The sequence below is a fragment of the Pseudoalteromonas sp. SCQQ13 genome (genome assembly GCF_015864415.1).
GTDB lineage: Bacteria > Pseudomonadota > Gammaproteobacteria > Enterobacterales > Alteromonadaceae > Pseudoalteromonas > Pseudoalteromonas nigrifaciens.
Genome location: NZ_JADYXG010000019.1, coordinates 41,121 through 54,839 on the forward strand (window position 1 = coordinate 41,121; position 13,719 = coordinate 54,839).

The 13,719-nt window shown below is 40.3% G+C and carries 10 protein-coding genes; 6 read left to right on the forward strand and 4 right to left on the reverse strand.

Features of this window, described 5'->3' with window-relative positions; genetic code table 11:
* Positions 1-54 precede the first annotated feature (54 nt).
* Positions 55-813 (reverse strand): hypothetical protein, encoded by a 759-nt coding sequence (locus I6F41_RS14450; RefSeq protein WP_197108675.1) that lies wholly within the window; start codon positions 811-813, stop codon positions 55-57.
* Positions 814-1,099: 286 nt separating this feature from the next.
* Between I6F41_RS14450 and cysB the strand changes: the two genes are divergently transcribed.
* Entirely contained in the window at positions 1,100-2,077 is a 978-nt protein-coding gene (gene cysB, locus I6F41_RS14455; protein WP_011327847.1) for an HTH-type transcriptional regulator CysB, read from the forward strand.
* Positions 2,078-2,178: 101 nt separating this feature from the next.
* Here cysB and I6F41_RS14460 read toward each other — a convergent pair whose 3' ends face one another.
* The 3 genes from I6F41_RS14460 to pabB form a co-directional block, all read right to left on the reverse strand.
* Positions 2,179-3,555: an L-serine ammonia-lyase gene (locus I6F41_RS14460; RefSeq protein ID WP_011327848.1), complete on the reverse strand. Its 1,377-nt coding sequence runs from the start codon at positions 3,553-3,555 to the stop codon at positions 2,179-2,181.
* Between the two features lie 100 nt (positions 3,556-3,655).
* Positions 3,656-4,231 (reverse strand): NUDIX hydrolase, encoded by a 576-nt coding sequence (locus I6F41_RS14465; protein WP_011327849.1) that lies wholly within the window; start codon positions 4,229-4,231, stop codon positions 3,656-3,658.
* Positions 4,232-4,243: 12 nt separating this feature from the next.
* The gene (gene pabB / locus I6F41_RS14470; protein WP_089368018.1) at positions 4,244-5,584 is read right to left on the reverse strand and encodes an aminodeoxychorismate synthase component I; all 1,341 of its coding nucleotides are present in this window, start codon (positions 5,582-5,584) and stop codon (positions 4,244-4,246) included.
* A 165-nt stretch (positions 5,585-5,749) separates the two neighbouring features.
* Between pabB and I6F41_RS14475 the strand changes: the two genes are divergently transcribed.
* The 5 genes from I6F41_RS14475 to I6F41_RS14495 all read left to right on the forward strand — a co-directional run bounded on the left by I6F41_RS14475 (position 5,750) and on the right by I6F41_RS14495 (position 13,645).
* Positions 5,750-7,276: a fumarate hydratase gene (locus I6F41_RS14475; protein ID WP_011327851.1), complete on the forward strand. Its 1,527-nt coding sequence runs from the start codon at positions 5,750-5,752 to the stop codon at positions 7,274-7,276.
* A 658-nt stretch (positions 7,277-7,934) separates the two neighbouring features.
* On the forward strand, positions 7,935-8,975 hold the full coding sequence (locus I6F41_RS14480; protein ID WP_089368020.1) for a Leu/Phe/Val dehydrogenase: 1,041 nt from the start codon (positions 7,935-7,937) through the stop codon (positions 8,973-8,975).
* 123 nt (positions 8,976-9,098) lie between these two features.
* Entirely contained in the window at positions 9,099-9,737 is a 639-nt protein-coding gene (locus I6F41_RS14485; protein WP_080516808.1) for a chloramphenicol acetyltransferase, read from the forward strand.
* 136 nt (positions 9,738-9,873) lie between these two features.
* Positions 9,874-12,762: a ligand-binding sensor domain-containing diguanylate cyclase gene (locus I6F41_RS14490; protein WP_197108676.1), complete on the forward strand. Its 2,889-nt coding sequence runs from the start codon at positions 9,874-9,876 to the stop codon at positions 12,760-12,762.
* A 58-nt stretch (positions 12,763-12,820) separates the two neighbouring features.
* Positions 12,821-13,645, forward strand: a complete 825-nt coding sequence (locus tag I6F41_RS14495) for a M90 family metallopeptidase (protein WP_011327855.1) — start codon at positions 12,821-12,823, stop codon at positions 13,643-13,645.
* Positions 13,646-13,719: the final 74 nt, after the last annotated feature.

Genomic DNA, 13,719 nt, shown 5'->3' on the forward strand with positions numbered 1-13,719 from the left:
AAAAAAAGCCCATACAATTTTGTATGGGCTTTTTTTATAAATTATAGTACTAATTTACCATTTCTTTTTCGGAGCAAACAATATGTCTAGGTCATCTTGCTCTTGTTCAGTTTTCTTTTTAAGTGCATCGGCATTCGATGCTCTTAACTCAACACTAATAGCTTCTAAGTAGCCTTCTACTTCTTGATATTTAGCAGTTACATATGGATCGCTATACGATACCGCACTGAGTGAAGCATGGGCTTTTTCAAAATACTGCCTAGCTGAACCTACCATGCCTGCAGAGCGCGCCGATAAACCACGTTTAATTTGGCTTTCAATATTTATTTGTAACTGCAGTTTTTCCATTCGTTTGTCTTCAATTACAAATAGTTGGCTATCGAGGTTACCTTTATTGTGCTCAGAGCGTAGAATAATACGTAATTTTTTTATGCCCTGTATTAGCGATACCAATTGCTTATCGTTACTTGGCAGTGAAAGCGATTCGCTATTGCTTCCTTGAACTGGGTTATTCAAACGCTCTTTCGCTTCATTTAAACGGTTTTTTAATATTTTAGAACCAGGTGAAAGCGATACCATGGTACTAAGCGCATCATGATTACGACGCTGTAAAACACGAAGTGTGTTATCTGAAAACGGGATATTAGCGTTATTCATTAACACTTCCTCGGTTTCCTCAATGATAGCTTTTTGTTTGGTTAGTTCTTTACGGCGATCAGCTTCTTGTTTTTCTTTATGCTGTTGCACCGCACTTACCCAAAGCGCAATCACAATAAGAGCAACAATGAGTATAATTATAATAGAGACGATCATGTTACAGTTCTCGGGTTCTAAACCTAATTGCTCAATCTTACATTAAATATATAAGAACAGGAAAACTTTGCGCTAATTAACTATAAAAGCAGGCTAAGAAAGCGTTTAAATCTTAATGCTTTATATGATAATCATTGCTATCTGAAGTATATTTATTGTGCTAGCCTAAGCCTATATTTATTAAATACGATATTATCAATTAAAACCTACCATTTGTCGGGTGGTCAGTTTTTAAAGATAAAGTATTTACCCCCTCAAAAACGAATAATAACGAAAATACATAGCTATGAAATTACAACAACTTAGATATATTGTAGAAGTTCAAAATCATAAATTAAATGTCTCAGCAACAGCTGAAAGTTTATTTACCTCACAACCAGGTATTTCTAAGCAAGTGCGCATGCTTGAAGATGAGTTAGGTATTCAAATTTTTGGTCGCAGTGGTAAACATTTAACGCATGTAACGAGTGCCGGTGAAGAAGTCATTAATATATCGCGCGAAATCCTCTCAAAAGTGGAAGGTATTAAAGCGGTTGCTCATGAGCATACTTTACCTGATCAAGGTAAGCTTAATATTGCCACTACTCATACCCAAGCACGTTACGCATTGCCGAATGTTATTAAAGGGTTTATGAAAAAATACCCCGCAGTGTCACTTCATATGCACCAAGGTACACCGCAGCAAATATCAGATGCAGCTGCACGTGGCGATGCTGACTTTGCTATTGCAACAGAAGCGCTACACTTATATTCAGACCTTGTTATGCTGCCTTGTTATCATTGGAACCGTAGTATTGTGGTGGCAAAAGACCACCCATTAGCTAAAAAAGCCAATAGTATAACCGTGGCTGATATTGCAAAATATCCGCTTATTACTTATGTATTTGGCTTTACTGGCCGCTCAGAACTAGATAAAGCATTTAGTGCTCATGGGCTTGAGCCGCACATAGTATTTACCGCCACCGATGCCGACGTTATTAAAACGTATGTACGCTTAGGATTAGGTGTTGGAGTGGTTGCGTCAATGGCGATTGACCAGGTCAGTGATACTGATTTAGTGTGTATTGATGCCAGCCATTTATTTGAAGCGAGTACCACTAAAATTGGTTTTAGAAAAGGCAGTTTTTTACGCACTTATATGTATGACTTTATTGAACGCTTTGCACCACACTTAACAAAAGAGCGAGTAGAGCGTGCTAACTTATTACGCAACCAAGAAGATGTTGATAAGTTATTTGCTGATATAGAATTGCCAGTTAAATAATTGTTTCGGTATCTAATACTTAACTGTTAACTGTTAAAAGTAGCTAAAAAAAAAGGCGCCTGTTTTTAAACAGGCGCCTTTTTTAATTATAATTAAGTGTGTTAACACTCAATTATATTAACGGCTAAACCACCACGAGCGGTTTCTTTATATTTAGTTTTCATATCGTTACCGGTTTCGAGCATAGTTTTAATCACTTTATCGAGTGATACTTTTTGCTCACCACTACCACGAATTGCAAGGCGTGACGCATTAATTGCTTTTATCGCGCCCATGGCGTTGCGTTCAATACACGGTACTTGCACTAAGCCACCAACTGGGTCACACGTAAGCCCTAAGTTATGCTCCATGCCAATTTCGGCGGCATTTTCTACTTGCACTACATTACCACCTACAATTTCGGTAAGTGCGCCTGCAGCCATTGAGCAAGCCACGCCCACTTCACCTTGGCAACCGACTTCGGCACCCGAAATAGAGGCGTTCTTTTTATATAAAATACCGATAGCGGCGGCGGTTAATAAATAACGCGTAACTATATCGCGATCGACTTCTTTTATAAAAGTATGATAATACATAAGTACTGCTGGTAAAATACCCGCTGCGCCATTGGTAGGCGCGGTTACAACACGCCCGCCTGCGGCGTTCTCTTCATTTACAGCTAAAGCAAATAAGTCGACCCAATCCATAGCACGTAGGGGGTCGTTACTTACTTCAACATTAAGTTTTAAATGTAAATTAGGAGCACGACGTTTTACTTTTAAACCGCCTGGTAAAATCCCTTCGGTACGCATACCACGCTCAATACAGGCTTTCATTACCTGCCAAATATTAAATAACTCGTCTTTAATGTCGTTTTCGCTGCGTAGTGTTTTTTCGTTATGCATCATTAAAGTAGATACACTGAAACCCGACTCTTTACACATTTCCAGTAATTCTTGTGCGCTACCAAACGGAAAAGGTGCAGGGTTTTCTTCACGAATATCAAGCGCTGCTTGTTTTTCGTTTTCAAAATCTTGATCGGTAACAATAAAGCCACCGCCGATAGAGTAATAAATTTGGCTATAAACCTTCTCGCCATTATTAGAGGCAATAATTTCCATTGCATTAGAGTGCTTAGGTAGCGTTTTACGACGGTGAAAAACAATAGCCCCTTGCTTTGGGAATTTAGCCTTATGCGTTTGATTTAAATAAATAACTTGTTCTTTTTCAATTGTGGCTAAAATAGTATCAACCAAATCGGCGTCGATGGTTTCAGGATCATACCCAGCAAGGCCAAGTATTACTGCTTTACCCGAGCCGTGGCCAATACCAGTTTGGCCTAACGATCCATATAGCTCTACTTTAATGTCGGTAACGTTTGCTAATAATTGTTTTTCTTGTAGGTCATTAACAAATAAACGAGATGCGCGCATTGGGCCAACGGTATGTGACGAAGAAGGGCCAATACCAATACTAAACATATCAAATGCACTTATCATAATGTGTCTCTTCTGTGTTTACTCAGCACTAGGCTGCTTTTTTGAACGGTCGTGTATAGTAACGCTAAATTGTGACTATGTAACCATTAATCAAGAACATTTAAACTGGTAAGGCGAGTTGTTTTGTAAAGTTTTTAATGATGCTTGCAGTTGCACCCCAAAGTAAACCATGTGGGGTATTGTAACCATATAAAATAATGGTTTTACCAAAACGCTGAAAAGGCAGGGGCTGCCAATTAGCCTCGTTAGTTAAATCACGCAGTGGTAATAAAAAACTAGCTTGTACCTCATTATGATCGTTCTCCCAAATAGTGTGTTTATTAAGCATGCCAACAAAAGGGCTAATGTTAAAGCCGGTGAGTGTTGAGTACAAAGGTAATTGGCCAAATACTTTAACATTACTGGGCGTAATATTTAGCTCTTCATGTAGTTCACGCAGGGCAGTAGTGCGAAGCGTAATATCACTTGCTTCAAACTTACCACCGGGCAAGCAAATTTCACCGGGATGATGGTGCAAATAAATAGGGCGCTTACACAGTAAAATATGCGCATGATCATCTACATCAATAAGCGGCAACATGACTGCGCTGGCACGCTTTTTAGGGGTATCTATTCCTTGATCTGGCGCTGCCGTAGGGCTTAACTGAAACCGCGCTATAATGTGTTCACTATTCAAAGCGACCTACTGTTATAATAATGGAAGTATTTTATTTACTTTATCGTATGTTTCTTGATATTCCAATGCAACTTTAGAATCAGCTACTATGCCACCACCGGCCCAGCAGTGTATTTGTTGAGCGTGGCATACTAAAGTACGAATAGTAATGCTGGTATCCATGTTACCACAAGCACTTAAATAGCCTATTGAACCACAATAAATACTGCGACGATGCGGTTCAAGTTCTTCAATAATCTCCATTGCTCTCACTTTAGGCGCGCCAGTAATCGAGCCCCCAGGAAATGCTGCAGCGAGTTGATCAACCGCCGTTTTACCCTCTGCCAATGTAGCTGTAACGGTACTAACTAAATGATGCACCGCCGGAAAGCTCTCAATAGCAAATAACGAGGGCACCTGAACCGATCCTGGTTTGGCTACTTTACCTAAATCGTTTCGTAATAAATCAACAATCATTACATTTTCGGCGCGATCTTTGGCAGAGTTTGCCAATAATTGTGCTTGTTGGGCGTCTTGCTGCGGATCCGCTTTTCGCGGTAACGTGCCTTTAATCGGCTTAGTTTGCACTTGATTATCGCTTACTAATATAAAACGCTCTGGAGAAATAGACAAAATTGCGCCTTGCGGATGGTTTATAAAGCTAGAAAACGGCGCTTTATTCGCAGCTGTTAATTTAACGTAGGCAGCCCAAGGCGAGCCTTCATATTGGGCACTAAAACGTTGTGCTAAATTTATTTGATAGCAATCGCCTGTTTTTAAATAATCTTCAATTACGGCAAATTTTTGCGCATAATCAGCGCGGCTCATATTAGATTGCCACGCAGTTTTAAGTGCAAAGCTAGGCATAATGGCAGGTTGTGCTAAATACTGCTGATAAAGTGCTAAGCGATTAACCTTAGGCTGGGCAATATAAAACCAACTGTTTTGTTGTTTATCGTATATGAGTGCATCTAAGTACAAGCCAACGGCCATTTGTGGCAAGTCTATATCGTTTATAGCGCTACTTGGGAGGTTTTCAAGTGTGCGGCCTAAGTCATAACCCAAATAACCCAGCCAGCCACCACTAAAGGGTAGGTTGTTGGCCGCTTTGTTGTTATTAAGTTTTAGCAGTTCGCTGTTCATTATTTCAAAGCAGCTTCTTGCATCGGGTTGGTTATTTAAAATACTGAGGTTGTTTTGTACTTCCAGTGTGCTTTTGGGCTCGATGGCAATAATATCAAAACGACTGTCTACATGCTCACTATTGGCCGAATCGAGTAAAATGGCATAAGGCAAGTGGGCAAAATGCGCAAATACATCAATACAGCTTTGTGTTATGGCTAATTTTATACAATTATTTTTATTGTTTAGCATTTACTACCCCTTTAAGAACTGGCTCGAAACGGGCGAGGAGGGTATCATAAGTCAAATTTTTTTGGCAGCGTTTAGTTGCTTCCCAAATTAAAAACAGTGCAAACCACCGTCACCGGTTTGATATAGCTTACGCGACCCCGCGTAACGGTAACTTAAGGAACCACTATGAGTACAATCCGTCAGCAAGACTTTATAGATAGCATTGAAGATGCTTTGCAGTATATTTCCTTCTATCATCCCCTTGATTTTGTTCAAGCGCTTGAAAAAGCCTATAACAAAGAACAAAGTAAAGCAGCAAAAGATGCCATCGCACAAATTCTAATTAACTCGCGTATGTCGGCTGAGGGCAAGCGTCCGCTTTGCCAAGACACAGGTATTATTACCTGTTTTGTTAAAGTAGGTATGGATGTTAACTGGGATAAAACCGATTTAACCGTTCAACAAATGGTTGATGAAGGCACACGCCGTGCATACTTAAATCCAGACAACCCGCTGCGCGCCTCTATTGTTGCAGACCCTGCAGGTACTCGTAAAAACACCAAAGACAATACCCCTTCAGTTGTACATATAGATTTAGTAGCGGGCGGTAAGGTTGAAGTAATGGTAGCGGCTAAAGGCGGCGGCTCTGAAAACAAAAGTAAAATGGTTATGTTAAATCCATCTGACGATGTGGCAGAATGGGTAGAAAAAACGCTACCTACAATGGGCGCAGGCTGGTGTCCGCCTGGCATGCTAGGTATAGGTATTGGTGGTACGGCTGAAAAAGCGGCAGTAATGGCTAAAGAGTCGTTAATGGATCCGGTAGATATTCATGAATTAATGGAACGCGGTGCAGAAACCACAGAAGAAAAGCTACGTTTAGAAATATTTGAACGTGCTAATAAATTAGGTATTGGCGCACAAGGCTTAGGCGGTTTAACAACGGTTGTTGATGTTAAAATTAAAACAGCACCAACGCATGCAGCGTCAAAACCGGTCGTGATGATCCCTAACTGTGCGGCTACTCGCCACGTACACTTTACCCTTGATGGTTCAGGCCCAGCAAACCTAAAAGCACCTAAGTTAGAAGATTGGCCACAAGTAACCTTTGAAGTGGGCGAAGGCACACGTCGTGTTGATTTAAATACCTTGACCAAAAAAGATGTGCAAGAGTGGAAAATGGGTGAAACTGTTTTACTTTCGGGTACTATTTTAACGGGTCGAGATGCCGCGCATAAGCGTTTGCAAGACATGATCAACTCAGGCGAAGGTTTACCTAAAGGCGTAGATTTTGATAATAAATTTATTTATTACGTAGGCCCAGTAGATGCTGTACGTGACGAAGCAGTTGGCCCAGCGGGTCCGACAACGGCTACGCGTATGGATAAATTTACCGATATGATGCTAGAAAAAACCGGTATTGTAGGCATGATAGGTAAAGCAGAGCGTGGCCCTGCTACGGTTGAGTCTATTAAGCAGCATAAGTCAGTGTACTTAATGGCAGTTGGCGGCGCGGCGTATTTAGTATCTAAAGCAATTAAAAAAGCACGTGTTGTTGCTTTCGAAGATTTAGGTATGGAAGCCATCTACGAGTTTGAAGTAGAAGATATGCCGGTAACAGTCGCTGTTGATAGCGAAGGTGCTAATGCGCATACGCAAGGCCCTGCAATTTGGAAAGCTAAAATTGAAGAGCTAGATAGCAAGCTAAAGTAATCTAACTTACTAATATACAAAGCGAGCCCTGTGCTCGCTTTTTGTTTAACTTAAACTAAGTAACCTGATCTCTGGATAATAAACCTATCTCAAGCAGCTATTTTCAGCGCTAACTGCGTTGAATTCACTTGCAATAGGCCAGCTATTGACGCGTGAATTCGTCTTGTTTTCACTGAAAATCTCTGGCTAGAGAAAATAAAGATAAATATAACTATGATTCAATATGTTAGTAAATCTCTTAACCAGAGTTCAGGTTAAATAACCTGTTCTACTCCCCGTAATTTAATTTGCTTAGCAAAAGAGTGAACAGCTCTGACCAGTTCTCTTAAACCACCCCCTTTTTAAGGCAAACCTATGTAGCATAAGCGTTTGCATATTATGCTTGCGTGTAATTTAAACTTTACAGTTATTAGTTGCGTTACGTTCACGTAAGCGTAAACCTTGCGGTGTTTGTTATTTTTAGCTTTTAATACTTGATTGCTTTACCTTTGTGGAATTTTTATGTGCACTTACCATTAAAGCTGGCTATTTAATTCAATGCTGTTTTGCGCTTGGGTTTATCCTCTCGTGGTATAGCGAAGCGTTATCCGAAGTGATAAAGTCTCGGCAATTTCATGCATGCATACCCTTTAGGGTTAACTATTTCGGAGTATTTAAAGTGGTTGTGTTTAATCAAGTTGAATTTGATAACCATGAACAAGTGGTTTTTTGTACTGATAAAGAGTCGGGTTTAAAAGCAATAATTGCGGTACATAATACTAACCTAGGTCCGGCAGTGGGCGGATGTAGAATGTGGGATTATGCAAATGATGAAGATGCCGTTTACGACGTGCTGCGTTTATCCAAAGGCATGACCTATAAAAATGCAGTTGCGCGCTTGCCATTTGGTGGCGGTAAATCTGTGATTATTGGTAATGCTAAAGAAATTAAATCTGAGCAATTATTCCGTGCTTTTGGTCGTCAATTAGAGCGATTAAACGGCAGCTACTATTCTGCTGAAGATGTAAATATCAACTGCGACGATGTTGCAATGATGAACAAAGAAACCAGTTATGTACTTGGCCTTGAAGGCAAAAGTGGTAACCCATCACCATTTACAGCATACGGTACGTTTTTAGGTATAAAAGCGGCATTAAACCATCAGCGTGGTCATCAAAACTTTGCTGGTATTAAAGTAGCAGTACAAGGGTTAGGGACTGTTGCTTATACTTTATGTAAGCATTTGTCAGAGGCAGGCGCTGAGCTATATGTTACTGATATTAACCAAGCAGCAATTGACCGTGTTGTTAATGAATTTGGTGCTACAGCCGTTGGCATTGACGAAATTTACGATTTAGACGTAGACGTGTACGCACCTTGTGCACTAGGTGCAACTATAAACGATGCAACTATACCGCGCCTTAAAGCTACTATAATTGCAGGCTGTGCCAATAACCAGTTGGCACAATCGCGCCATGGTGAAATTATTCGTGAGAAAGGTATTTTATATGCACCAGATTACGTAATTAACGCCGGTGGTATTATTAATGTTTATTATGAAACGCTACCAGAAGGGTACAGTGCTGCTGCGTCAAATAAACATGTTGAAGGTATTTTTGATACCCTAACTGAAATTTTTGCGCGTAGTGAAAAAGAGCAAAAATCTACGCATTTAATTGCTGATGAGCTTGCACAAGAGATCCTTAAAAACGGTCTTTAATCGGCTAAATAAGTTAACCGTAAATATTAGGGCGTGCAATTGCACGCCTTTTTTTTGTTTATACGTTAAACTTAATTTTTTATTTTATGTGTTTATTTATCTATGTCTTCTTCGCCTGTTTCTATGCAGCCTATTGATTTTGATAGCTGGCCCCGTAAACAACATTTTGAGTTGTTTAAACACTTTTCTCAACCTTACTTTAATGTGTGTGTACAGCTAAACGCAAAGGCCTTATATAATTACTGTAAAGCGCATCAGCTGTCTTTTTTTCAGGCCTATACTTATGCCACACTTAAAGCGTGCCATGCGTACCCGCCAATTATGCTGCGTATTATTAATGATAAGCCATGGCTACTAAGTAACACCCGCGCTAGTGTGGTTGAGCTGGCAGCAGATGACTCGTTCAGGTTTAGTTACTTTAGTGATAAGGCCAACTTTACTGAGTTTGCCGTGCATGCCAGCGCAGTTAGTTTTAATGCTAAATCGCAGCCTTTATTTTCTGATGCCTTTGCACAAACCGAAGGGCAGGCCGACTTAATTCATATTTCGGTATTACCTTGGCTAAATTTTAGTGCTTTTTCGCATGCGTTTAGTGAAGGGAAATGTTTAGGGATCCCTAAATTTGTATTTGGTCAGCTTAATAAACAGCAGCAAACTATGCCCTTAGCTATTGATGTACATCACTCTTTAATGGATGGTTTACACGTAGCAAAGTTTATAAACATTTTACAAGATACATTTGATAACTTTTGTAAAGATTAGTTAATGAAATGCTACTGCAGGCTGTGGTAGTATTTTCTTAGTTTAGCTGGTTTTGGTTGGTTTTTAATCACTTAGGATTGCGTTAAATTTAGTGGGTAATACTAATTAATCAATAATAATTATAAAGGTCGCAGTGATGAAGCATTTAGGGATTTTATGTGTATTTTTCGTCATGTTCACGTGTCAGGTGCAGTCACAAACTCGTTTACCTTTAAGTGATTATTTTTTTGAAACATGGAATACCCGCTCAGGCCTGCCTCACAATAGTATTAATAGCTTAGCGCAAACTCAAGACGGTTATTTATGGATAGCAACATGGGAGGGTTTAGCGCGCTTTAATGGCCAAGAATTTAAACTATTTACTCGCGCTGAAATAAATAATCTTCCCGACTCAGGGCTTCGTGCACTTACTCCTACCGATGACGGCGGCTTATTAATAGCCGGTGCAAGAGGTGGTATCAGCTTATATCAATATAGACAGTGGAATACTCAGCCGAGTGCCTCAGCTATGGTTAATCACATAATTAAAAGTAACGATGACGGGTTTTGGCTGGCATTAGAAAACGATGGCGTATTTTACCGCGGGGCTAATAGTAAACACGATCAGGCCATTGTTCATAATGTTAGCGCCTATCGTGTGCTTGAGGATGCCAATGGCGTTATTTGGGCTGCTACTAGCGATGGTTTATATAAAATTGTTGATCAGCAAGCAAGCTTAATAACAGCCGATGATGGGCTACCCAATGCAGCAGTTTATACTCTACTACTTACTCGCCAAGGGAAATTAATTATTGGCAGTGAGCGCGGCGCTTATATTCTCAAAGACGCAGTATTTACTGCCATCCATCCACAGCTCAGTGTCGAGTCTATTTCTAGTTTATTAGAAGATAACCACGGTGATTTATGGTTTGGCACTATTAATAAAGGTATTTTTCGACTCAGTGTGGCTGGGCTTGAGCAATTAGATGCGAAAGGCGGACTCCCTGCTAATAGAATATTGTCTTTATTACAAGATAGAGAAAACAGTATTTGGGTGGGCACTAATGCCGGGCTGTTTAGATTAAGGGAGGCGCCATTTACCGCCTGGACTACTAAGCGGGGTTTAGCAGGGGATTACGTGCGAACGGTATTATCGCACTCCGATGGTAGCTTATGGGTAGGGAGTAGTGCCGGCCTTAACAAAATTAAAAATAATAATGTAACTCAAATAGAAGGTGCTAAAGAAGGTTCTCCCTATTCGGTATTGAGTTTACTGGAGGGCGAGGATGGCGATGTATGGATAGGCACTTATACATCGGGTGTATTAAAGGTCAGTAATAATAAAATAACGCCTTATTTAAATCGTAGTAATGGCCTTGGGAGTAACGAAGTAAGAGGGCTATTACTCGATTCCAAACAGCGATTATGGATCGGCTCTGCTATGGGGTTAACGCGAGTTGAAAAAGATGGCTCATTAGTGCAATTTACCAATGAAAAAGAGCTGCCTAGCGGTTTTATTTTAGCACTCAGTGAAGATAACAAAGGCAATGTTTGGATTGGCACCGGCAATGGGGTTGTGGTGTTTAATATACTAACTGAGCAATTTAGTGCTATAAGCTTTCCAGCGCAATTTGCTGCCGAGTATGGATTTGGTTTTTATTTTGATGACGACTACACATGGATGACGACAGATCGTGGATTAATGCGCTATGAGCACAGTGCAGGCAAAATGGCTATTTTAGGGCGGGAGCAAGGGCTGCCAGTCGATAAGTTATTTCAAATTGTGGCTCATAAAGATTCATTTTGGTTATCGAGTAACCGCGGGGTTATTCAGGTTGATCGCCAGCACGTTAATCATGTTCTTGATGAAAAACAAAAAAATATAAATATTCCACTCGTATTTCAACTTTATGACGAGGGCGATGGCATGCTCAGTGCACAAGTTAATGGCGGCTCGACCCCATCAGCAACAGTGCATAAAGATGGCACCATTTGGTTTGCTACTGCAAAAGGAGTAAGCGCGCTAAAACCTGAGTTATTGCAAGCATCAAGCAAAGTAGATTTGCCTACTATGATTGAGAGCTTTAGCGTTAACGGCAGAGCAACAGCGCTCCCATTAGATGGTGAAACAGTATTATTGCCGCCTAATGTTTCAAGATTATCTTTTCAGTATGCGGGTTTGAGTTTTATTATGCCGCAGCGTTTAAGTTTTCAAACACAGTTAGAAGGTTTTAATAAAGAGTGGGTAAACCGCCAGCACATCACAGGTGCAGAATACACCAACTTACCTGCAGGTAAGTATACGTTTAAGGTGCGCGCCGGTTATCCAAATACACAATGGCAGCAAAATGAGCAAGAAATTCGCTTTGTAATTCAAGCACATTACTGGCAAAAGTTGAGCTTTAAATTAATGCTGTTTTTTACTTTTTTAGTCACTATATATGCTATTTATAAGTACCGCTTATATCATTATAAAAAAGTAGAGGCAGAGCTAACTAAACGAGTAGAAAAGCAAACACAGGACCTTCAAGAACAGGCAAACGCCTTTGCTTATCAAGCCACTCACGACCAACTTACTGATATGCCAAACCGGCGCGCTTTCGATAGTTGGTTAGCAGCAAATTTTGCCACTTATAAGCAGCAAAATAAAATATTAGCTATTGCTATCATGGATATAGATCACTTTAAGCGGGTGAACGATGGCTGGTCACATATTGTTGGCGATAAAGTTATTTGTGAAATAGCCAAAATACTCAAATCGCATTGCGAAGGTGAGCAGCAAGTAGCTCGCTGGGGCGGGGAGGAATTTACCTTAGTGTTTCCTAACAAAACTGCAGCAGAAGCAAAACTCATGTGTGAACTATTACGGGAAGAAATTGCAAATAACGATTTTTCAGTAATTGCTGCTGGGCTGCATCAAGTAACCGCGAGTTTTGGTGTTTCTGATTCTAATAATATAGACGATTACGACCGACTTTTATCAGGAGCCGATCAGGCATTATACAAAGCCAAAAACGGTGGCCGTAATCGCACCGAAATCATGTAATTGAAAAGTGCCTCAGTCGCACACATATAGAGAGTATACATTGAGCGAAGGCATCAGCATGATAAATGGATTGTTAATTGTTATCTTAATTATTTTTGTGGTTATTTTTTGGCGTTGGCCAGCTATTCAAAATAGATTATGGCAACGTAAATATAAAACTCTTGAGCTTAATTCGCAGCAAAAAGATATTTTACTGCGTTGTATGCCTATTTATAAAAAAATGACCGATGCTGATAGAGCAAAGTTAGAGCGTCATATTATGTGGTTTTTAAGTGAAAAACGCTTTGTAGGGTGCGATGGCTTAAAACTAACAGGTGCAATGAAGCTAATTGTAGCAGCCGATGCCTGCTTGCTTGTGCTCAATAAACCTTGGCCACTTTACAAAAATGTAAAAGAAATACTCCTCTATCCAAGTGCTTATTATGCGCCGCAGTTAACGCGTGATAGCGCTGGCTTAGTTAGCTATCATAATGCAATTAGGCTAGGTGAGTCGTGGCCAGGTGGTACATTAGTACTCAGTTGGCACGACGTTCTTGAGGGAAATAGATTACCCAGTGATGGCCATAATTTAGTGTTTCATGAATTTGCGCATCAGCTAGATCAAGAAACCGGCAAAACAACCGGCACGCCGTTACTTAAAACAGCAGCCGAGTATAAAGAATGGGGGCGTGTATTTAGTCGTGCCTTTAACCAGTTAAAAAGTCATGTTGCTTATAGTATGGAGCATGTTATTCATAGTTATGGCGCGACTAATGAGGCTGAGTTTTTTGCGGTGATCACCGAAACCTTTTTAGAGAAGCCGGCAGAACTGCGCCGATATGACCCTGAAATTTATCGCTTGCTGGTGGACTATTATCAATTTGACCCTATAGTCTGGCATTAATTTACGGCATTTCATCTTATAACGCTGGCAACTTGTCGGCGTTTTTGTTGCAATCATGTAAGAGAGTTACATAG

What these genes read in the sequence shown, in the direction of transcription:
- I6F41_RS14450 (WP_197108675.1), bottom strand. Translation starts at nt 813, where the DNA reads ATGATCGTCTCTATTATAATTATACTCATTGTTGCTCTTATTGTGATT.
- cysB (WP_011327847.1), top strand. Translation starts at nt 1,100, where the DNA reads ATGAAATTACAACAACTTAGATATATTGTAGAAGTTCAAAATCATAAA.
- I6F41_RS14460 (WP_011327848.1), bottom strand. Translation starts at nt 3,555, where the DNA reads ATGATAAGTGCATTTGATATGTTTAGTATTGGTATTGGCCCTTCTTCG.
- pabB (WP_089368018.1), bottom strand. Translation starts at nt 5,584, where the DNA reads ATGCTAAACAATAAAAATAATTGTATAAAATTAGCCATAACACAAAGC.
- I6F41_RS14475 (WP_011327851.1), top strand. Translation starts at nt 5,750, where the DNA reads ATGAGTACAATCCGTCAGCAAGACTTTATAGATAGCATTGAAGATGCT.
- I6F41_RS14485 (WP_080516808.1), top strand. Translation starts at nt 9,099, where the DNA reads ATGCAGCCTATTGATTTTGATAGCTGGCCCCGTAAACAACATTTTGAG.
- I6F41_RS14490 (WP_197108676.1), top strand. Translation starts at nt 9,874, where the DNA reads ATGAAGCATTTAGGGATTTTATGTGTATTTTTCGTCATGTTCACGTGT.
- I6F41_RS14495 (WP_011327855.1), top strand. Translation starts at nt 12,821, where the DNA reads ATGATAAATGGATTGTTAATTGTTATCTTAATTATTTTTGTGGTTATT.